Source organism: Tritonibacter mobilis, assembly GCF_001681715.1.
GTDB lineage: Bacteria > Pseudomonadota > Alphaproteobacteria > Rhodobacterales > Rhodobacteraceae > Epibacterium > Epibacterium mobile.
Genome location: NZ_LNWY01000035.1, coordinates 1 through 22,139, shown reverse-complemented (window position 1 = coordinate 22,139; position 22,139 = coordinate 1). Strand labels below are relative to the sequence as shown.

The window sequence follows — 22,139 nt, the reverse complement described above, 5'->3', positions numbered from 1 at the left end:
GAACTGGCCTGCGGCCAGTGCGCCTTGGCACGCGTTAGCTATTTGGAGAGCACACACACCAAGGCGCAGCATCATTCAACCCCGGTGGCCCCATTTTACTCCGGTAAATGGCCCTTTTTTGATCCGAGATTGACAGACGAAACGGGCCAAAACGCGATAATCTTCTTGAGAGCGGATGCATGAGCTCCAGCACTGCCGCGCCAGAAACACCGCAATTGAAAACAATCATAAAATCCGTCAATGTCACCTCAACATTAAGCCATTTGGAAAATACCTATTGAGTAAACATATATCAGAAGATGCAGATGATTTTTGGCTCGGGATAGCCAGACCTTCTTCTCAGGCACAAGACGTTCCGAACGCTGATTCTGTATATCATGCGCTCATAACGGTAGAGCCGCTGCTTGACGTCGTGCCGCTTGACGAACAATTCGGAATATGGCCGAGAAAAACAGTCCCTGACGGTCTTCGCGAGGCACTGTTTGGACAGCAAGACAGGACTAAGCCTGAGGGAAGTTTCGCCGTTCTTGATGCGGCAAAGGTGTTTGGACTTGCCGATTTTCTTGACTCCGAAGATCTGACGTATCGATGTCTATTCAAAGGGGCAGCCGAAACCGACCTGCGCGACGTCGCCCCATATTTAGTTCAGTTGGATGAGGCGAGCGACTTAACTCGAAGACTGTTCACTCGATCTCAGCGCGCTGGTGGCCTGTGGGACAATGTACCGGGCATCTACCTGCGTACGACAGCCAGTTTTGACTCCCTTTGGCGACATTTGCGCAGGTATATTCGAGTTCAAGACGAGAACGGTACATGGATGTATTTTCGTTTTTGGGAAATGCGCTGCCTCCACCATTATCTGACTACGATAGCAGATAGTCCCACGCTTGCTCCGTACTGGTCAGCTACGCGAGACGGACACCCGCTGTGTTATGTGATGTCAGACGGAAGCCACTGGAATCTAGTTCGTGGTAGCGCTACAGTTGCGGCTAAGCCGCCTTTTCAGATGACCCGTGAAAGTCGAGATATTCTGGCACAGTATCAGCATCGCCGGTTTCACATACGACTTGCCGATTATCTTCAGCGAGAAACTGGTGACCTAGAAATCTGTACAGCTTCAAAAGCGGCAGACTTGACTGAGAGGGCTATACGACACGGTTTCACTATTGAGAAGGCGATTGGAGATTTTGCATTAGCTGCGCTGTTGGCCGGTTCGGATTTTCTAACCACCTCCGAAGTGAAACAGTTGCTTGCCACCCAACAGCACCAACTCGATAAGGCGTGCAAGATATTATCCTTGGCGCGCGCGAACTCATCTTTCAGGAGACCTTTATGAGCGAACTGTCGAGTTCCTCCGAAGCTGGAGCTATCTGCGTGCCATGCCAAGAGGGCAATTTGTTTCGCCTTTCTGTCGCACCTGGCGCTAGCTGTCCGATCCCAATCATTGGCCAAGTGAATGGTGTATGCACGCCAGCACTGCCTGAGAACAACGGTTTCACACTGCAGAATACACGTGAAAATACACGTAATGATCTCAGCTTGCAGATTAACGGTCGAACATATCCTCTGGTGCCTGATATCCGTGCGCTCGGGACACCCGCTAGGGCGCAAAGCGTTGGTGCGCATATTATCATCAAGAGGGAACCGGAACCCGCGATACGCCCTATGGTACCCATCGGACAAGTATCCTCTGCACGCATGCAGGGGCAATATGGCTCGATCCGTGCCGGCGACGAGATGAACGCACTTGATGTGATGTCAGAAACGGCCTGGCGAAATGCCGGTAGTCCCATGTCGTCGGACGGCGAAGTTCTGCCGCTGCCACCTTCTGACCCGATCGTGCTTGTTCATGAAATTGATGAACGTATGGGGCCACCGCCGCCGCCGGGTGCCTACGATATCGACACAATGAGCGATGCCGAAGCGGAGTGGTTTGTATCAGCCATCCATTACATGACAAGCGATCTCGCGGGGGACTTGACGCGCTCAGCAGGCGATGCAGCGTTTCAGACCGGCGATATGTTGAGCGCAGGAAATAACCGGCGTTTTTTACGTGAGATGATCGGTCGTACCGTGCGCGTGGAAACGCTCTATAATGGTGCGAAAGTACTGATATTTGAGAGCGGTCAGTGGGATAATGGAATGCTCTGGTATCGCCGTCATTTGCAATACGGATCAAAAGGTCTTGGCCGTATGCAGGTTTCGTCGATGAACATCGCAGTACGCTCCGTGAGCGAAAGCATCGGTTCAAACCTCAGAGGCATGGCCACCAAAACTGGTGTTGTTGGTCTGGTCTTCGCTGTTAGTTTTGACATTGCTGAATATCTGAGCTCCGACGGAGAGCGGTTCTTGTCGGATTTGTTCGTCTCGATCGGGTTCACAGTAGCAAATGCAGTCCTATCTACAATCATAGGTACGGCTTTGGCCGCAGCCGGTATAGCGACAGTTGCTATTTTCGGCGTAGCTGCGTCCCCGATCATTGTGGCTGGAATTGCTATTGGCGCTATTGTCGCGGTGGGCTTCAGCCTTAACCGTCTCGTGGCAACTACTGGCGTCAAGACGGCGGCGCAAAATTTCTTTAGGAATACGGATTGGTACAAGTCCGGATTGACGGATGCGGAGATTTACGAAGGAGCAATGATTGCGCCATGAATGACCACGCTGTTCTCTTTTGGACGCCATTCGAAACACACCCTTATAGAGACGAAACGCTCCGAGGCTTCGTTCTTGCCATCATCGTTGTACTTTGCGGGCCTGCATTGTGGTCATTTATTATCCTAGCTGTTAGCTTTGGACCGAGAGACATTTCTGCCCTGATCTCTGTCGCCTTCATTTTGGTTCAAGTTATCTTTATTCTGCGCGCCAGATGGCAGCTTACTGCGGGCCGCGTCTCTCCAGATGTATTGAGAAACAGGTTTGGTCTTAATGGTTTGCGAACGATGTATCTCAGCTTCACATTTCTTGGCTGGGCGCTCGCCTATGGTAGTGACGGTTTCTATTGGTGCGTCGGTGCAACCGTGCTTGTGGTCATTGCAGTGGAGCTTCGAGCAATGTTCCTTGCCCGACGCATATCGAGCGTACGTGCCCAAGAGCTTGTCGGTTCCTGTATCGAGAGGACAACAGGAGGCACCCTCTACCTGAAGACAGCAGGGCCATCGCTCGCGGGAACGGACTTGGGTGCAGAAAGCCTGTGGATAGAGAAGTTTGGTCTGTGGATACTAGGCGGAGCACCACTGCTCGGCGGTTTGGCTTTTAGTGGTGCTGGCGACAGTGTCGCGGGCTTGATTGTGACTGCATTCGGGCTCTTCTTTTATTCGGCAAGCATGGGCAATTGGGTCGCAAGTCGTCTTCTGCGCCGAGTCATATCGAATATTGGCTTCAAAGGTGGCGAACGCCTGACGATGTAATCGCGTTCCTTAAAGGATTGTTGCTATCCCGCCTTGGCATAGCGATCCCGTTGGGGGGTAACAACAAAACCGCACGAAGCTATTGTTCAGGCTGAGAGTTATCTCTAGCAGCAACTGACCAAGCAGATGGGCCTCCCATGTGGAAAGAGCGTTATTGAACCAGAGCCAACGGAAAGGACCATGTTGCACGAAAGCATAGGACTTCGTAGTCGGAGTGTAGATGTAGCGGCAGGAATTCTGGATGCCGTTTAAGCACAACGCCTCACGGCGAGAGAAGTTTGAGAAGGCAAAGTATCGGGTCACGAACTGGTCGGAATACAATGAAGCTTTGCGAGAGCGCGGTGATGTGACGATTTGGACACCTCCGATAACCCGCCGTTCAGCCTGCGGTTGTCCGGTTGAAGGCTTTGATGCACCGCTTGCGCGGCACTTTGAGTTCGTTCGGTGGGTCTTCAGCCCGGGTTTGGCGTCAAGCGGGCGCACTTTGACTGGGAAGCCAGCGCAATCGGTCCATGTTGTAGACTATGTTTGCCATCGTGATCTCGGCCGAGCGAAAGGCGGTGTCTGTCCAGACCCGACGCCCGGTAGGGTTGCGGCTCATTTCGTGCTTGCACCCAAGTTAAACCGCAGCCGAAAGGGTCGGTAGGTTGCGGCGGTTGTGTGCTCCCACAACCAAATATATCATTCCAAAACAACAAATTATACCTCGCCTCGGCGGGGCCGCTTGCGTTGCCCCCGACGCGCTGGAAGCACTACGGAAGCAAGCGAGGCGGATTGAGGGTGTCGCCAAAAGACAACGGACCACTAATCGGTTAAACGAAGGCTGTTCCAGTTAGATCTTGAAAGCAGGTCGGTGGTTTCTGGCTCAACGGAATATTGCGTGTGGTTCGCTGCAAATTTATTTGCCATACACAGTTGCGCTCCGTATTCATCCTCAGATGTTTAGATTTATTTTAAGAGCGCTATTTAGGCCAAACTATCGCCCTCAATCCAATCGGCTCCCGGAGCCGGTTGAAAATACCTCAGCCTATGCAATGTCCTTTACACAAGCGCATCATACCCGTCACTGTGGCCGTAGGATAGGTCCGTCCGGGGAAAGGGGAACCGCGCTCAGACCCCAATTTGTGCAACAGCGCCCAGCGATCATTTCCAGAGCTTCTTCGGTCTCGACAAGTCGCTTGATTGCGTGATCGAAATAGATAATGCCTCCGGCTTCGACAGAGCGCAACGGTCGCACCCCGAGACGATCCGGTCGTGCGCCAATGATAGTGCCATTGCCCCGCGTCTGTGGATGACCTCAGCATTGAAGAGGCTATAGATCGTTTCTGCTAGGGCATTGTCATAGGAATCCCCGACGCTTCCGACAGATAGGGGATCTTCGCCTCGGTCAGCCAGAAGAGATCAGATATGTTATCACTCCGGTTTCGAAGCCGTGAATCACGCGCTGTGGCGGAACTCAATGCGTCCTGACCCTATAGACAGTTCTCTGACTTTCTGTTCAGTGCAGAAAGAAAACCGCCGCCATGGCCAGTCCAATGACCGTCACAAAGTGGCGCAAAAGATCGGTTCTGACGATGCGACGGCTCAGATTTGCACCGAGATAGCCCCCGACAGTTATGCTGCAGGCCATCACGATCGCAGGTTGCCATGCGATCAGATCCGCAGTGATAAATGTGATCGAAGAGACCAATGAAACGACAGCTGAGACCAAGCTCTTGAGACCGTTCATGCCATGCAGGTTGGCGTAGCCAATCAATCCGAATGTGGCCAGCAGCATGATCCCGAGTCCACCGTTGAAATAGCCACCATATGTCGACACCGCAAGCATCGCGGCGACCGAAACAGCGGCACCGGCGCTATTGACCCCACGATCTCGCACTGCGCGCAAAAGATGTGGACCACAGGCAAACATGAACGTCGCAAACAACAACAACCACGGGACAACCCACAAAAACGTTTCTCCCGGCGTGATGATGAGCAGGATCGCCCCCACGGCAGAGCCCACCACGCTGACTCCGGCAATGGCCCAGGTCGACAGCGCGCCCTCCCGTTTTATGTCATGGCGAAATCCCCATGCGCTGCTGGCATAGCCCGGCAGTGCCGCCAGCGTTGCGGTGGCATTCGCGCTGACCGGTGGTACGCCCACATATATCAGTGCAGGCAGACTCAAAAAGGTTCCGCCCCCGGCCACTGCATTGAGCAGACCAGCGCCAAAACCTGCGACGGTGAGCAGAAGAATGTCAAAGTATGTCATGATGGGAGGATTGAACTTTCGATGCTAGAAATGCACGTCCGCCGCGGGCGGTGATCTGGGGTGTCTAGACTGCTTGTCGGTCGACGAATCTCTTGTGACAACGCTGGTTCTGCCAATCAATAGATTGGTCTGTAAATTGGTCTGAATGGAGCATACATTGGGCAGAAGCATCAAGGATGTTCTGCCTGCCTGAATTGCGAGAGGCTGTCACCTGTGAGCGGAGCCCTTCTGCTGGCTGAACTACATCGCCCTGTTGCTGTCCTCGAGAAGGTTGAGCGGGTCATCTGCGCGGCGATAGGGAACCTGCACGGCCAGGGTCTTTTGCCTGCGGCACAGCGTCGAGAAGTCCGGCACGGGCCAGTCCCACCCCGCTAACTTCAGCAGGCTCGCCACCGTCCGGGCCGCCCGGCACGCGGCGCGAGCCAGGTAATCTCCTTGTCGACCCGGACTAGGAGCGCCCCCGCTTTCGAGGTGCTTCGTTATAGCTGGACTAGTTCGTCGTGCGATAGCGGGTAGGAGGTGGTTTGATCATGCAGCCCGTCTAACCGCATGGATTCCCAAGTGAATCCCTCAAGGTGATAGTTCCGCAACAACGCCTGTGTTCTGCGCGGTTGGTTTCAATCACATCGCTTGGCAGTGTTGGCGATGAAACCTGACTCCTGCTGTCAGGTGTCAACTTGAGGCGCGGGTCGATCGAAGTTTGGAAAATTATTGCGGTTAGATTCTAAAGTATGTATTTAATATCGAAAGAATATAGAATCAACGCGAGCTTTGCCCTTTTAGGCGGGCGGGAGAAGACTTTGGTGGACAAGGTAATTTCAGCAGGGAACGATATTGGTGTGCGTGTCGACACGATGCGTACTGATGTCCTGCGCTATGTGCGCAGCGGCGACGATCTGGTTATTAAGTTGAAAACTGGTGATCAGATCACTGTCAGTGAATTTTACACACCAGCAGAGAATGGCTCGCTCCATAGTTTGATATTTGCAGATGGCACAGAAGCGGAATTCGAGCAGGGTGCCGAGGGTAGTGCAGGAATGGCGGGAGCTCTCGGAGGCGCAGGCATTGCTGCGCTAGCTGGCCTTGGGGTTTTGGGGGCAGCGGCCTTGGCTAACGATGATGGCGACAATGATGTCGACCCTACTGACGGCACCGACCCCACCGACCCCACCGACGGAACCGATCCTAGTGATGGCACCGACGGTGTCGACGATCAAGCGGGTGTTCTTGATCCAATCCTCTCTGATGATGGGCTGCTTGGTGAGCTAACAGGCAACGATGGACTGCTGGGTGATCTGACCGGATCCGAAGGGCTTCTGGGGGATTTGATCGGTGCGGATAGTCCGTTGGGTGGTCTGCTTGGGCCGCTATTGGGGCGGCCAGTGTTGGGCGATGGCGGAGCCGCTGACGATGAAGGGCTCGTTGATGCTGTGATTGCAGATGGCGGTCTTCTTGGCGGTTTGACCGGTAACAGCGGTCTGCTCGGAGATGTGACTGGGAGCGGTGGCTTGCTTGGCGATCTCATAGGCAATGATGGCTTATTGCCGTCGGTGACCGGAGTAGGTGGGCTCTTGGGTGATGTGTTGGGCGCCGGTTTGATCGGTGCGGATGAGAGTGGCGACATCGGCACCGATGGTTTGTTTGATGACGATGAAAACCTGTTGGGAGGAGATGGTGGACTGCTTGGCGGTGTTCTTGGTGAGGAGGGCCTCGTTGGCGGCTTGCTTGATGGCGTCCTAGGTGAAAGTGGGCTTGTTGGTGGCCTGACGGACAGCAGTAATGAGAGCGCCCTGCTGTAAGCGGGTTGCTGTCATGACGGGCGTTGACCAAGCCCCCTTTGTCGGTCTGCGCCTGAGCAAAGAGCTGTCAGAGCCTTCCCCCCGAGGGTGTGGCAGTTCTTTACCGGCGAGCGGGTCTTGCACCCCACCAAGGCAATTGTGCCCGCTCGCCTATTTAAGAAATTATTCGAGTATGGAGGCAGAACAGTGACGTATCGTGTATCTTATGCGGGGCAGGCCGTAGTGACGGGTGACGGGGATTTGCGAATCGACGCTTTGGTTGCGGCCTCAAAAGCAGCTGCCAGTGGCTTTGACGGTTTGGCATCCGCGTTGGCGTCTGTGGCTGAGGGTCGCGACGTGAGTCCGGGTTCATGCTTTATTGGGCGAAAAATCTACGCCAATTCTGATCATGCGCCCGCCATGAATGGGCACACCACTCCGGCATCCTGAATGAGGATGTTCACACTCCCATCGGATACGCTCTTTTAGGTGTCGTCCTTACTGGGTGCTAGTACCATCATAGAGGAAGTATATACTAAAGGGGTGCTGGTGTATAATTACATCCTTTAGTTTTGACCTGCGATTTGTGGTGTGGTACTTAAGCTGAGAGTGCTGGGTTCAATCCATCTCATGGCGGTGTTCTATGTCATGGAGCGAGATCCTGTGGTGCTAGATTTGGAGAGCGGTATTGGTCGCCAAGAAAAACAGTCGTGTTGGGCATGAACGCCAAGAGGCGGTAGAGGTTGCGGCCAATATCGGCGCTGCGCTTCGCCCAGAAAAGTTCGTTTCTGGAGGTTCTGGGGGCGGTACTGCCGGCGTGTCGTCAACCGCAACGGCAATTGGTATTTCTCTCGCTCTACAAAGCGCTGCCGCCGATGGTGCGTTGGCTGCGCAAGATCCGCTCGCTGAACATGATGTGCAGAGAGCGGGTGCGGGGCAGGGAGGTGAGCGAACGCTCACGTCGCCCCAGAACGCGGATTCTGTTGCTGTCGATGCCTCCGTCGGTCAAGATCTCGATATATCGGCTGACATTGATATTACGGTGCCAGTCGCTGAGGGCGCAGAGGCTATAGCCTTAAACCCGAGTGTTGCGGCTGCTGCTTTCGATACACAACATTCTGCACTTGGTTCGGTGAAGGTTTCCACAGAAATCAATACAGCGGGCGATCCGACAAATGTTGCAACCAGCGCTACTGCCGCCGAGGGTCACGCTGCCGTCGGTGGAGTAGGCGGCGGCGCGCTAAGTGGCGAAGTCGATTCGCCTAAAGCTAGCGACGGTCTTCTTGGGGAAGATGGTCTTGTTGACGATGTACTCGATGCTGTCGTCGGAGAAGATGGGCTGATTGATGACCTCCTCGGGGAGGATGGTCTCGTTAGTGATGTCATAGACGTGATTATCGGCGAGGATGGGCTGCTGGGTAATGTGCTTGGCGGTGGTGGTCTTGTCGACGGCCTTCTAGGGGAGGATGGTCTTGTTGATGGCGTTCTTGGAGAGGATGGCCTCGTTGACGGAGTTCTTGACGCTGTTGTGGGTGACGATGGCCTGCTTGGCAGTGTGCTGGGCGACGGTGGGCTGGTTGATGGTGTCCTAGGCGAGGAGGGTGTCGTTGACGGAGTTCTTGACGCGGTTGTAGGTGACGATGGTTTGCTGGGCAGTGTGCTTGGCGATGAGGGTCTAGTCGGCGATGTTCTGGGTGAAGATGGTCTGGTTGACGACCTCCTCAGTGAAGATGGCGTCGTTGGAAGCGTGCTTGGTGCGGACGGCATTGTCGCTGGCGTTGTTAATGCGGTTGCTGGCGGCGAAGGTCTGCAGAGTGATGGTGGATTGATAGATGGAATCCTCGGCGATGATGGGGTTGTAGGCGGAGTTCTTGACGCGGTTGTGGGCGACGATGGCATTCTTGATAGTGTGCTCGGTGGCGATGGCGTAGCAGGCGGGTTACTTGGTGACGACGGCTTGGTGGATGGTGTCTTCGGCGAGGATGGCATCGTTGGTAGTGTGCTGGATGACGTTGTCGGCGATGACGGCTTGTTGGGGGGGCTGCTGGGTGGCGGTGGTTTGCTTGGCGGGGTTTTGGGTGGCTCCTCAAATGAGTCCTCTGATGAGGAGAGTCTCGTCGCACTGGATAGCGAATCCGGAAGCGACGGCGGCTTTCTGGACACTTTGCTCGGTGTGGCCACTGTCGGTGAAAACGAACTCGTCTCCCCAACGTTGGAGATAGGCGGCGCAGTGAGTGCAGATGTATTTGAAGCCTTACTTGGTGACGAAGATCTGCTTGGTCTGGACGTTGCGCCACAAGATGATCTTGCTGATGGAGACCTACTGTCCGAGCTTACCGGGGTGGATGCGCTGAGTGGTACTCTTGTTGACGAGGGCGTGCTGGAAGGTGGTGGGGCGGTTCTGTCTGAGGCCGTCGATGATGTTGATCAGCTGCTCAACACGATCTTGGGCAGTGGCTCCGGCAGTATCGTAACCGGCGATGTCGCACTTACCTCGTTCCTCCAGGAAGGTGACGAGCCCGGGGATGCGACCGGCGCTGAAGGAGGCGGATTTATTTCCGATGTCGATTTCAGTGTCGAAAACGCACTGGGTACCTTGCTCGGTGGGTCTGAATTGCTTGATGGGTTTGACGATGCCGGAGATGCAGACATCTGACGTTAGATTAACTGCATGAATAATTGCGAAAATTGAAAGTCGGTGACGTTTTCTTGCTTTCAAGCGGCGGGCAATCGCCATTAGGCAGCGTCGCTGCGATTCGCATCGCTATTTATGGGGAGGTCAATAAACTTTAAGACACTTTAATCACTTGCATTTTTTCTTACTGACTTGCATTCTGGGAGGAGCCGAGGGGTAATTAATCACCTCAATATTTGAATTCTTTTTACAGGCCTGAGGTGTGTCAATGGCGACGGAATTGGTATCCGGGTTGGGGGGCGTTGAAGATAATTCGCCTATGAGTATCGCCCGCGTGCTGAAGCTGAGTGCGCCAGAACGCGTAAGCTTAGACTCCACTCACTCTGAAATCTCTGATCTCGTCAAAAGCGGTCGCGATCTATCCGTGGTGTTCGCGGACGGGCAGCGGGTTTTTATCGAAGATTTTTTTGTTGTGGGGCCGGAAGGGGGATTTAGCACGCTCGTGGATTCCACCGGAGAGATCGTCGTATCCGGGCTGCAAGTTCCAGAACCGGCTGACTTTGATGACACACAAGACAACGAAGTTTTCCCAAACTTTAAAGATTCCGCTTCCGCCGATGCAGGCGCGATCGAAGGCGAGGCTGGAGGTGCCGCGCTGGTTTCTGAGGGTGGTGGAGACTTCATCACGCTGTTGACCGGGACGGGGCTTGCCTCAGGTGCGGGAATGGTCGCAGGGGGTGGTGGCTCCGCCCCAAGCGATGACGTTTTCGACCAAAGCGCGCATGTGCTCGACGTGACGGAACAGGTTACGACCTTCGGGCAGGTGGTCACCGAAGAAGATTTGGGGCTGGTGTCTGTTGGTGGAAGCGAGGACATCGCTGCCTTCATGCCAGCGTCTGAGCCTGAGGCGGTTGGAGGTGATAATCACCACGCACCAGAAACTGGCGGCGAAGACTCCCCTCTCGCTGAGGCTGGTGCCGATATGGCGGTGATGCTTCCTGTCGAAATAGACCTGTTGACAGGGCTTACCCCCGAATTTGAAAGCGAAGTGGGGCTATGATGCGTCTTTGGAATAGTTGGCTGAGACAAGTTGCGCCTCAAAAGTTGACTCTTAAATGTGCAATATTTGCATTTTGTGCGAGCGTATCAGCCACGGTCGCCACTGCGGATTTGTCTTTACAGCGCGCGGTGGTCATCGCAGCTGAGCGCGATGCCAATGTCACCGCTATGCGACAGCGGGTTGCCAGTCGTAACGTTGACGTCGAGTCTGCGCGTGATGCCTATTACCCCAGCTTCAGCTTGTCTGGACAAAGCAGCACAACAGACAGTGATGGACCGGCAATTACGTTGACGGTTTCGCAAATTCTGTTTGACTGGGGGTTGATCCGTAACCAGATCGCCGCCGCCACGCAGGTCCGAACACAGGCTGTAGCGGATCTAAAAATGGCGGTAGAGGATTTGACGCTTCAGGTCGCATTCTACTTTCTTGATGTTGAAACGCTCCATCTGAAAATTTCAAAGACTCGCGAATATCTGAGCTTTGCAGAACGAATTGCAGAGCATGCAAAAAACCGTGCAGAGGGCGGTTTAGGGGATCGGGCTGAGGTGGCGCGTGCCAATCTGGAAATCGCACGTGCTCGAGATGAAATGTCGCAACTCACGTCTAGCCGTGATCGGGCAGTTGAGCAGATTGCGTTTCTGATTGGGCAAGGCCCGGGGAGAACGATATCTCCACCAGAAATTGGGTTCGATCGTATCTATGGAAATTCTTCACGTCTCAAAACGGCGGTAAGAATTGCGCCAGATTATATTTCAGCACGTGCGTTTGTGGATGAGACTGCAGCAGATATTGGCGTCGCTAAAGCTAAACGGTTGCCTACAATTAACCTAGAGGCACAAGCGCGCGGAAGTTTGGATGGCGGGCGCTCACGGACTGCGGTTGGTATTTCTGCGGGCGTCGATTTGAGTTCTCGTGGGTTTGGTAAACGCCAGATGCAGGCTGCAGTGTTAGACAATCAGGCGGCACAGTCTTCGCTCCTGGCGGTTGAGCGGGACTTAACCAACGCAGCACGAAATGCGCTTGCCGAGTTGGGAACCCTGAGACGAACGGAAGCCGCTCGCAAGCGTCAACTCGTTGAAGCCGAGAAGGTTCTGGACACCTATGAAGAGCAATTCATTGCCGGGCAGCGTGAACTGGTGGATCTGTTGTCAACGGGGCGAGACCTCTATGACGCGCAGATTGATGTCATTGAGACCTACGATGACAGGAAGAGAACTGAATATCAGAACGCCAGAGATCTGGGGGTCTTGGGCACTCTAATCCTGTCTGCAGGCGGCTAGAGGCGAGGGCTTTTACTATGAGCACTGTTATAAATTCGCTGAATTGCCAATGGGGAATGCGATGAGAGATCTGGAGTACATAGATCCGGTCGTTCGGGGGCTATTGGAACTGTGCCGAATTCATGGGATTTCCACATCTGCGGCCCAGTTGACGGATGGCTTGGCGCTTGAGGTTGATGAGCCGCTGAGTGAAGGGCAGATCGGTCTTGCCTTGCGGCGCGCAAATATGAGCTGTCGGATCAGCCGTGAGCCTTTGGAGAAGTTCCCTGCAAGTAGTTTGCCCGTCCTCGTGTTCCTCAAAGACGGGCGTACACTGGTTCTGGAGGCATTCGGGGCAACTGAAGCACGCGTGATTGACCCGGAAGCGGCTGGCGGTCGTGCAATATGGAAGCGGGGTGATCTGCTTGAGGCTTATGACGGGCGCTTGCTGGTCTCTAAGCCTATTGATCTTGTATCCAGTCGACTGGATGGCAAAGAACCGCAGAAGGGCCATTGGTTGCTGCGTCCGGTTCTCGGAAATGTGCGGATCTATCGGGATGTAATGACAGCCTCGTTCGCGGCTAATTTACTCGCAGTGGCAACGGCGTTGTTTTCAATGCAGGTTTATGATCGGGTCGTCCCCAATCAGGCTTTCGATACGCTTTGGATTCTAGCCAGCGGTGTTGGCATTGCGATTGTGCTAGAGTTCGTACTACGGCTCATGCGGGCCTCATTGGTCGATGTGTCTGGCCGAGACCTCGATTTGACACTCTCTGCGCGTCTATTTGAAAAAGTAGCCAACATGCGGCTGGCGCAGCAACCATCGTCAACAGGTGCCTTTGCTAGTCAGGTCAGAGACTTTGCTACAGTGCGAGAGTTTTTTACCTCAGGAACCGTGACGGCTTTATGCGATCTTCCATTTGTTTTGGTTTTTGTGGCGGTGATTTGGTTCATCGGCGGTGAGGTTGCTCTGGTTGTTCTGGCTGGCGTGGTTTTTAGTGTATTGCCCGGGCTTCTTATGCAAGGGCGACTGGCTGCGGCATCAAAGGAAAACACGCGTGAAGGAGCCGCGTTGAATGGCCTCCTGCTTGAGACCATTTCGAGCCTCGAGACCGTCAAGGCGTCTCGCGCCGAAGGGCGCCTACAGCGGGCCTACGCACAGCTTACCGCCACGATGGCGAACACTGCTGTACGGACTCGGCATCTCACCACGATCACAACACAGCTTGTCTCGACAGTACAAAAGTTGGCTTATGCAGGCGTGGTGATTGCCGGTGTCTATCTGATCAATAACGGATCCCTTACGGTGGGCAGCCTCATCGCCTGTACGTTGCTTTCAAGTCGTGCCATGTCCCCAATGGGGCAAGTGGCAGGGCTTTTAGCACGCTGGCAGCATGTCCGGGCGGCAATGGAAGGGCTGGACGGGATTATGAACCTGAAGGTGGAGCGCCCGGATGATCGTCATTTTGTGCGAGCCTCAAATATAAATGGGGCGTATCGTTTGGATGATGCCGTTTACCGCCATGATCCCGAAGGGCCGCCAGTCGTATCGATCCATAATTTCGAAATTCCCGCCGGTGAACATTTAGCCCTCTTGGGTGGGAATGGCGCAGGAAAGTCAACGTTGTTACGCATGTTGGCTGGGCTGACTGATCCAGAGTCTGGTACTGTATTGCTGGATGATCTTGCGCTCAGTCAGATCGATCCAATCGACCGGCGTCGGCAGATTGGATATTTGCCGCAGAGCGTGGCGCTTTTCCAAGGTACTTTGCGGGACAATTTGCTGCTCGATCATGGGTTGCATTCTGATGAGGAACTATTGGAAGCGCTGGACGCGGTAGGACTGGGTAGCTTTGTACGGCGCCATGTGCGCGGATTAGATCTGCGTATTCATAGCAACGCCAATGTGTCTGGTGGACAGCGGCAAGCGATTGGTCTGGCGCGGGTGTTGTTGCAAGATCCAAAGATAGTCTTGCTGGACGAGCCGACGGCTGCGTTCGATCATTTAACCGAAATGCATGTGATCAATCACTTGAGCAAATGGCTGGAGGGGCGGACCACCGTGATCTCTACTCACAAACGAGAACTGTTGAGTCTGACCAAGCGGGCCGTGGTGTTAAAGGATGGTCGGGTCGTACGGGATGGTGACCTGTTGCAAATCCTCAATTCTGCGCGGTCAAACACGACACAAGTCAAACCGGTTCAGGCTGTTAAGTGATTGGATATGGACACGTCACCCAGCCAAATGGACGGGAGCTATCGCCGTCAAGTTTTGCGAAAGTCACGATTGATGATCAATTTGATCGTCTTGTCGTTGCTACTTGCAATTGGATGGGCGTCGGTTGCGCAGATCAATGAGATTACGCGTGGTGACGGCCGGGTCGTGCCCCTGCGCCGCATGCAGATGATTCAGAGCCTTGAGGGTGGTATCCTTGCAGAACTGCTCGTCAGTGAAGGCGATATTGTGGAAGAGGGGCAAGTGCTTGTCCGCCTCGATCCAACCCGCTCCGAGTCTGCTTTCCTCGCTGCCAATGCTGAGATTACTGCTCTGGCGGCAGAGGTGGCGCGGCTGGAAGCAGAGGTGCTGGAGCAGCCGAAGCTCGATTTTGGACAGAACCCTGACGAGGCAGAGCGCACAGAATTGCGCTTGTTTGAAGCGAGGCGAACCAAATTGGAGGCCTCTCTCGAGGCGCTCGAGGCTGAGCGCCTCTCAATACAGGAGCAGATCGATATTACCAGTCCGCTCGTGGCGAAAGGATCTGTCAGCCGCATTGATGTACTGCGTCTCGAGCAACAACGTGCAGAATTGGAAGGCAAAATCAGCGACACTCGCAATGCGTATGTTCAAGACGCCTACAAGGATTTGGCACAGCGACGAGCTAAGCTGACCGCATTGCAGCAAGATGTGGTGCGAAAGCAAGACGAGTTTCTGCGAACGGAAATCCGATCTCCGGTCTCTGGTCGGGTTAATAATATCGACATTACGACCTTGGGCGGTGTCATTCAGCCGGGAGAGCCGATCATGGAGGTGACCCCGACCGATGACCAACTTTTGATCGAAACCAAGGTATTGCCGCGCGATGTGGCCTTTATCGCGCCGGGAATGGAAGCCAGCGTGAAAATTACAGCCTATGACTTCTCCACCTATGGGGATCTGCGGGGCGTTGTGACGCAGATCTCAGAGGATACTGTCGAAGAAGATACGCCGCAGGGGCCACAGGATTTTTATCGCGTCATGGTTCGGACCGGGAACAATTTTCTGGAGCGCCATGGTGAGACATTTGCGATCCGTCCGGGGATGCTTGCTCAGGTCGATATCGAGAGCGGAGAGCGTTCAGTTCTGAGCTATCTGACACGCCCGCTTTTGAGGGCGCGGCTGCGTTGAAACTATGCTCCCGCAGCGATGCGGCGGAAGACAATGAAAGATGCACTCCAATATGATAATGAACACTATTCGTTTCGCCACCCTGTCACGATGTGCGCGGGTAATTGCGGGACTGACAGGTTTTGCTTTAGTGGCAGCGGCCGGTCCCCTTTGGGGAGCTGTCAGCTCCAGAGTGGAAGTTCGCGGTGCGCAGTTTATTCCTGAGGCGGACATTCAGCGTACATGTGGCGTGGAGGCAGGCGTACCTTATAGCGACGCTGAGTTGCGCGATATCGAGGCATGTCTGATGTCCACGGCCGTATTCGAGCGCGTTTCTCTGTATCGAGAGAGTGATGCGCTCATTATTGACGTGGTTGAGCTTGATACGCGTCCGGGCCGTTTGTCTGGCGCGCTGTTTTATGATTCTCAGGATGATGCCACCGCGCGTTTGTCATATGAGCGTGAAAACCTGTTTCCCGGCGTCTACGGCGCGCTCGAAGTTAGTTTCAACCCTGAAATCAAGCGACTAGATGGGCGGTTGATCTGGGACGACGCCTTTGGCGAAGGGCTTGATTTCGGCTTGAGCGTTTATGGCGAGCACCTTGAATACGACGATCGCAGCTATGCGCAAAAGAGCATTCAAATCGAGCCGCAGTTGGCATGGCGACCGGACGATGGAATTCGGATTGAGGTCGGTATGGGGGTGCGCCAGTACCGCATGGAAGGCGTCGAACCGGGTGCAAGTCCATTGCTGATAGATGAGGCGATATCGCTGGGCGAGGTAACGGCTCCTTATTTGCGATTTGGATTACAGCTGAACAATCTGGATGGCGATGAGGCTGTGAGGATGGGGTATGAGGCGAGCCTACAGCAATTCTTTTGGAACCTAGGTACAGATGATATTTTATCTGAAACACGCGTCAGTGGGAGAATATACGTGCCACTGCAGCCCCGAACGCGCTTGGTGTTAGGGCTAAGAGGTGGCGCTGTACTTGGAATGGATGGAAATTCGCCCCGTGCCGTGGATCGTTTTTTCCCCGGGGGAGAGGCTTTTCGCGGTTTTGCTCCCCGCGGTCTTGGGCCGCAAGACGGTGATGATGTCTTGGGTGGGGATTACTATCTTGTCGGATCAGTTGAGCTACAACGTCAATTTGAGTTGGAGCACGGCCCCAATTTTCTAGCGGGGATCTTTGCCGATGTCGGTACCAGCTGGGGATTGGATGACGATCGCGATGGCCTGATCGATGATGGCTGGCACCGGCGTAGTAGCCTTGGGGTGTCTTTGACCTTTGATGTGGCCGATATACCGGTCTCGCTCTATGTGGCACATCCTATAGAGCGAGAAGCTGGGGATGAGAGCCAGACTTTCGGCTTAAGTGTTTCAGCGCGATTTTAAGCTTTCAACGATGTGATGTCATGAGGGGCTCCGCATCTTCCTGTTTTGCATCGCTTTTCGGAAAAGCTGCATATAGCGCGGTGTAACTGCTGCATAGCTATGGTGTTGGATCGACATGATCCGCGCCGCTGCACCATAACGCTTGCGCCGATCTGGATCTTCCATCAATGCCTTGATCGCAGAAATCCATGCCGCGTCCTCATTTGGTAGCAAGCAACCGTTTACATCGTCGATGATCAATTCTGTGGGATACCCGCTATCTGGAGCAATAACGCATGCGCCTCTTCCGAGTATCTCGACGAGGCCCCAGTTCGCTACGCCGTATTTCAACGGATAAAGGAACAGGTCGATGTCGGCGATCCGCTGTGTGTACTCTTCGTAAGGAAGCGTTCCAGCGAATTCGACAGCTTCGCCCGCCTGAGGGTAAACTGATTTCAAGTGCTCGCAGAAATTGGCTATTGCCCCATTGTGCTCTCGCTTTACCCACTGCTCCTCGTAGCCGTAGGTGGTAACACCGGCCCCGCCAAGCGCAATGAAGCGGGCTTCGACTTTTTGATCGATCAGCTGGCTGACCAGACCCATGTAGGTATCAAATCCTTTGGCGCTGGATAGATCCCTGGCGGCAAAACCGATGGTGAAAGGCGCATCCGATGCCTTCGCTCTTGCTGCATGGGAGTTGGTTTCGAAATCAAAGCCTTCCAGTTGGACTTCAATATTGCCTTGCAGCGCGCGGGGGAACATCTGCTTGGCATGGTGGCTTGGGCAGATTACCAGATCGCTTCGAACCGCTTGATGGAAGTTGAGCATCTCGGTATTTTTGTCGGCCATGCGTTGCGCCAAATCGGGTGGATAGGCCGGATCCCAGCCGTGCGCTTGGTAGCTAGGGAATTCAATATAGCTGATGATTGCGGCATCTATTTCATCATAGAGAAAATGTGGCGCACCAAAGAGCGAATGCGAGACAACTACATCAATCTTCTTCTTGCTTTGGAATTCTCTTAATGCGTTCAGAACACCGCGACCAATCCGTGCTGAACGCTCGACTTTAGCTGAATAGTAGTAACTTTGCTCGCCAACGATCTTTCCGTCGGGCTGGAAGGCAAGGATATGCGCGCCGCGGTCCACGTTCCGAGCTCGGTGCCCTGGCGTTGTTAAGAAATATGTTTCGGCGACACCTGATTTTCGCAGGTAATCACAGAGGCCGCCAAATTGGCCCGGATAGACGGATCCCACAAATACAATGACTGGCTTTGTCACGGTTACCTCCGAGAGTATGTACTCATCACCATACAGACTAATGCATGTGGTGTGGAGGCCTGTGTGAACCCGTTGGACAATAAAACCACCGGACCCCGGCTAGTTCCGAACGGGGTAAAAGGACCGTCAGATGAGGTTCAAATCTCGCGCCACGATCACCGCCTGCGTGCGGTTGCTCGCACCGAGTTTGGTGCAGATAGACTTTACGTGCATCTTTACAGTGGGTTCTGCAAGGTTGAGGTCGCTGCCGATCTCCTTGTTCGGTTTTCCCTCGGCCAGTAAATTTAGAACGGTGGTTTCACGATCCGATAGCGGTGTACTGGTTGTATCCTGTGTCTTCACACGCTGCGTTTCGATGAGGTCGACAGGTATATAGCGCCCCCCCGCCGCGATGAAGTTCACTTCATTGCCAAGATCCTTTAGGGATGTGGTCTTGAGGATCAATCCCGCTCCGCCGAGTGACAAAATGTCTGAAACGACTTTCTGTGACGGGTTGCTGGTCAGAATTGCAACAGGTTTACCCTCGTTGAGGGCAATGGCTTTGCTGAGGCCGCTTGTGCCGTTCATGCCGGGCATGTTGAGATCAAGAAGTACGAGATCAAACGCTCCGCCTTGTTCGATCTTCGCCAACGCCTCATCCAGATCAGCAGCAGTCTCTGCCGTCACATTGGGGAGGTTAGAAAGGAAATGCTCAAACATTTCCAGTACCATGGCGTGATCGTCTGCAACGAGTATTCGAACTGGTTTGGGCGCGCTAGCGGTCATCTCTAATCTTTCTGCGGAGCAAAGCTCCTATTGCGTCAACACGGCGCATTTTAGTGGCTGCTAAAGCGGGATGTCCACAAGTGTATTTATAGCACCTGTTTGAGTGCGCATTACGCAAGCGCCAGTTCCTCGATGGCGTGGCGAGTGGCTTCAAGTAGTGATCGGGCGTCTTCTAGATGATCCCGGTTGAGTTCACGGTCTTCTTCGAGACGTAGCTCAAGGGCGCGTAGCGCCTTTTCTGCTCTGGAAAGCCCCGTCAATCCGCATGCTCCAGTTGCTGCATGTAGCTGACGGCGGCTGTCGGGGGTGGCCCCATTCTCCAATAAATCACCCACAATTACCTCCGCTTCTGTCAATGCTCGCTTCATGAAGCGTTGCGTCGAAGCGCTGCCCATCTGTTCCAGTAAATCTGCAACTACCTGCTGCGCGAGCAAATCGCCCGTTTGCAAGAAGTGTGGTTGCGTGTTCGCGGTTGAGAGTGCGGTTTGCGCCACGCGACCGGCCTCTTTTATAGTTTGAATCAGCGCTGAGGCGCGGATCGGTTTGTCTAGCACACGGTAGAAGCCGGACTCGTGGCAGGCTTTACGTAACTGATCATCCACATGTGCGGTTAGGCCAACGATTTGGCCGGTCCACTTACACTCTGCAGCGTCCTGAGCCGCGCGGAGGCGTTGAACGAGGTCCAATCCGCTCATGTAGGGCAGGGTCATATCAGTTAGGAGGATTGAGCGACATTGATCGAGGCCATCGTCCAAGGTTTCCGGTGCGCTCAACAGCTCCAGCGCCTCCATTCCGTTTCCAGCCGCGAAGACAGTTGCCCCGGCACGCTTTAGCACCTGCACCAACCAGTCGCGACTTGCGGGACTATCTTCAACAACGATAATTTTGTGATTTTCGAGAGACATGTCTGCCGCGGTGTAGGCCGGAGCATGTGGCCGCGTGGCTCTAGAGGCCGGTGGGGTGGCTGACAGTAGGCTAAATTCAGCGCGCAAGATTGTACCGGCAACGGGTGTATCGTCAGCCATTTGCGCTGGTGTTCCATTCGCATGTCGGTCCAAGACCTCCATCGTGCCACCCAGTTGGCGCAAGGCGTGTAACATAATGGTCAGACCAGAGGAGCGATGTGGCGACGTGTCTGACCTAGCCGATTTGTACGGATGACCGAGCGCGGACAATAGACGCGCTTTTTGTTCAACAGGCAGCCCGCCTCCCCAATCGCCAACCTCGAAACGGATCCGGAGTTGCTGGGCATCGCTCGCGTGCTCTGCGTCGAGGGGTTCTTCTATGCAGCGAAGCCCGATTTCGACTTTCGGGCCGCCGTATTTCACAGAATTGTCCACCATATTCTGAAAGAGTGCGCGGACAAATCGAACTGGGCCACTTACCCAGACATCTGCAGATGGTGTTTGGCTATATTCGAGCAGTGTTTCCTTAGAGCGCGCAATCGGCCTAATCATCGAGATGAGCCCCTTCAGTTCATCCGTAAGGCTGAAGGCTTCATCAGGGTTGATCTGTCCTGGCGTTTGTTCGCTGCGAATGATGCTCAGGACATGATCGATTTGATCCAATGCCCGTTGGGCAGTTTGATCGAGGTCCGAGCGCGTATCTTCGTGCAAAGTTCTGGGGGCGGCGCTCGTGGCATTGGACCACTCTTCAAATGCGGACAATAGGGATTGGATTGGGGTTTTGAGATCGTGGGCGACACGCAGAAGGGTTGCTGCGCGGGCCCGATTTCTCAGTGATGCTGCTTCCTGCTCTGTTTCCGACAGGCGAATCAAATAAGCCTCAGTTGATCCCAAGGGTAGGTGAACCAGCAGCCCTTCTACCGACCTATCGTCCAGCTCCGGTTGTATGGTCTGAGTTCCTGCGCGTCTGGCGTTGAGACAATGTGTCGACCACGCAGTCAACTTGTCTGTGAGGTGTTCGTGGATTCCGACACGCTGCGCTGCGGCATTGGCCAGAAGTACATCACCATTTTCACTTGCTAGGATCGTCGCGCGACGGTCTGTCGAAATAATGCGCGCGATCGTTTGCAAAGTGGACCGCAATGAAGTGACCTCGACCGCCGAGTGTGACTGTAGAGGGGGTGATGTCGAAGTGTTTTCCTCTGTGGGCAATGTCCCCTCCGCCATTTGTGGTGAGCACGCATGTTAAGCGCTCAGGTGAAGTATGCATCCTTCGGAGGCAAGTCGATACTGACTTATAGCCATGCTCCTGTAGGATGCAAAGAACTCATGCGATGCACTCTGCACCCATTCTTTAGTTTGTGATGCGCGTAGCCGTCTCATAGTGAAGGCAACGCCTGCAAGGTTACAGTCGATTCGATTTGCGTAATTCTCTCGCTGGTTGTGCGAAGTTTATCGGGGCAAAAACGACTGAATCCTGAATATGTAAGCAAGGATAGGTGTAAATTAGGTGTCTGACTTCCTTACGAGAGAAAAAGATACAATTTTAAAGGATAATTGCTACTCCAAGGTTGACTGAACATGCAAAGGTATGGGTAATACATACTAAAGAGTGATTATCGTTCAGTTTTTGAAGAGCACCACGCCTGGGCGGGTGGGAAATTAAGGAGACAGAGCTGTGGTAGACAGAACAATTCAGGCAGGAAGTGAGATCGGCGTCCAAGTTGATGCGGTACGCGATCAGGTCCTGCGCTATCTGCGCACCGGAGATGACCTTGTTGTCGAGTTGAAAGCGGGTGACCGTATTCTGGTAGAGGATTTCTATGTCCCAGCTGAAAACGGGTCACTGCACAGTCTGATCTTTGCAGACGGGACGGAAGCCCAACTTGAAGAAGGGGCTGAAGGGGGGGCAGGCCTCGCAGGTGCGATGGGAGGTGGCGAGATCGCCGCGCTCGCTGGCCTAGGCGCTGTTGGCATTGCGGCCTTGGCGTCAAACGATGACAATACCGACCCAACGGATCCCACCGACGGTACGGACCCTACCGACGGCACGGACCCC

Annotated in this window: 15 protein-coding genes and 1 pseudogene; 11 read left to right on the top strand and 5 right to left on the bottom strand. The window is 54.2% G+C overall.

Going from position 1 to position 22,139, the window contains the following annotated elements; translation table 11 throughout:
• The first annotated feature begins 175 nt into the window (after positions 1 to 175).
• From UB90_RS21735 to UB90_RS21725, 3 genes are read left to right on the top strand one after another with little or no spacing between them, the layout of a single operon-like run.
• Positions 176 to 1,336 carry a DUF4123 domain-containing protein gene (locus UB90_RS21735; RefSeq protein WP_065326551.1) on the top strand — a complete coding sequence of 387 codons (1,161 nt, stop codon included), beginning with the start codon at positions 176 to 178 and terminating at the stop codon, positions 1,334 to 1,336.
• On the top strand, positions 1,333 to 2,652 hold the full coding sequence (locus tag UB90_RS21730) for a hypothetical protein (protein WP_131818803.1): 1,320 nt from the start codon (positions 1,333 to 1,335) through the stop codon (positions 2,650 to 2,652). Before UB90_RS21735 ends, UB90_RS21730 begins: the two co-directional genes overlap by 4 nt.
• Positions 2,649 to 3,407 carry a hypothetical protein gene (locus tag UB90_RS21725; RefSeq protein ID WP_065326553.1) on the top strand — a complete coding sequence of 253 codons (759 nt, stop codon included), beginning with the start codon at positions 2,649 to 2,651 and terminating at the stop codon, positions 3,405 to 3,407. The genes UB90_RS21730 and UB90_RS21725 overlap by 4 nt, the downstream gene beginning before the upstream one ends.
• A gap of 1,498 nt (positions 3,408 to 4,905) precedes the next feature.
• Here UB90_RS21725 and UB90_RS21720 read toward each other — a convergent pair.
• Entirely contained in the window at positions 4,906 to 5,661 is a 756-nt protein-coding gene (locus UB90_RS21720; protein ID WP_065326554.1) for a sulfite exporter TauE/SafE family protein, read from the bottom strand.
• Positions 5,662 to 5,916: 255 nt separating this feature from the next.
• Positions 5,917 to 6,193 (bottom strand): annotated as a pseudogene (locus UB90_RS22655) (transposase); the annotation flags it as partial.
• 271 nt (positions 6,194 to 6,464) lie between these two features.
• On the opposite strand from UB90_RS22655, the gene UB90_RS21715 reads away from it, so the two are divergent.
• The 7 genes from UB90_RS21715 (at position 6,465) to UB90_RS21685 (ending at position 17,153) form a co-directional block, all read left to right on the top strand.
• Entirely contained in the window at positions 6,465 to 7,460 is a 996-nt protein-coding gene (locus tag UB90_RS21715; RefSeq protein WP_065326562.1) for a BapA/Bap/LapF family prefix-like domain-containing protein, read from the top strand.
• A gap of 667 nt (positions 7,461 to 8,127) precedes the next feature.
• Entirely contained in the window at positions 8,128 to 10,095 is a 1,968-nt protein-coding gene (locus tag UB90_RS21710; protein WP_065326555.1) for an autotransporter outer membrane beta-barrel domain-containing protein, read from the top strand.
• A gap of 298 nt (positions 10,096 to 10,393) precedes the next feature.
• A complete protein-coding gene (locus tag UB90_RS21705; protein ID WP_227512157.1) occupies positions 10,394 to 11,134 on the top strand; it encodes a BapA/Bap/LapF family prefix-like domain-containing protein in 741 nt (246 codons plus the stop codon).
• Positions 11,131 to 12,414, top strand: coding sequence for a TolC family protein (locus tag UB90_RS21700; protein WP_065326557.1), 1,284 nt, complete (start codon positions 11,131 to 11,133; stop codon positions 12,412 to 12,414). The genes UB90_RS21705 and UB90_RS21700 overlap by 4 nt, the downstream gene beginning before the upstream one ends.
• Positions 12,415 to 12,463: 49 nt before the next feature.
• Positions 12,464 to 14,611 (top strand): type I secretion system permease/ATPase, encoded by a 2,148-nt coding sequence (locus UB90_RS21695; RefSeq protein ID WP_065326558.1) that lies wholly within the window; start codon positions 12,464 to 12,466, stop codon positions 14,609 to 14,611.
• 72 nt (positions 14,612 to 14,683) lie between these two features.
• On the top strand, positions 14,684 to 15,778 hold the full coding sequence (locus tag UB90_RS21690; RefSeq protein ID WP_110364804.1) for an HlyD family efflux transporter periplasmic adaptor subunit: 1,095 nt from the start codon (positions 14,684 to 14,686) through the stop codon (positions 15,776 to 15,778).
• Positions 15,779 to 15,836: 58 nt separating this feature from the next.
• A complete protein-coding gene (locus tag UB90_RS21685; protein ID WP_227512158.1) occupies positions 15,837 to 17,153 on the top strand; it encodes a BamA/TamA family outer membrane protein in 1,317 nt (438 codons plus the stop codon).
• 18 nt (positions 17,154 to 17,171) lie between these two features.
• Here UB90_RS21685 and UB90_RS21680 read toward each other — a convergent pair whose 3' ends face one another.
• From UB90_RS21680 to UB90_RS21670, 3 genes are all read right to left on the bottom strand, one after another.
• A complete protein-coding gene (locus UB90_RS21680) occupies positions 17,172 to 18,410 on the bottom strand; it encodes a glycosyltransferase (protein WP_065326559.1) in 1,239 nt (412 codons plus the stop codon).
• Positions 18,411 to 18,536: 126 nt separating this feature from the next.
• Positions 18,537 to 19,175 carry a response regulator transcription factor gene (locus UB90_RS21675; protein ID WP_009178565.1) on the bottom strand — a complete coding sequence of 213 codons (639 nt, stop codon included), beginning with the start codon at positions 19,173 to 19,175 and terminating at the stop codon, positions 18,537 to 18,539.
• Between the two features lie 110 nt (positions 19,176 to 19,285).
• A complete protein-coding gene (locus UB90_RS21670; RefSeq protein WP_227512159.1) occupies positions 19,286 to 21,211 on the bottom strand; it encodes an ATP-binding response regulator in 1,926 nt (641 codons plus the stop codon).
• Between the two features lie 547 nt (positions 21,212 to 21,758).
• Between UB90_RS21670 and UB90_RS21665 the strand changes: the two genes are divergently transcribed.
• The coding region (locus tag UB90_RS21665; RefSeq protein WP_157888776.1) for a BapA/Bap/LapF family prefix-like domain-containing protein at positions 21,759 to 22,139 on the top strand (381 nt) is incomplete at its 3' end.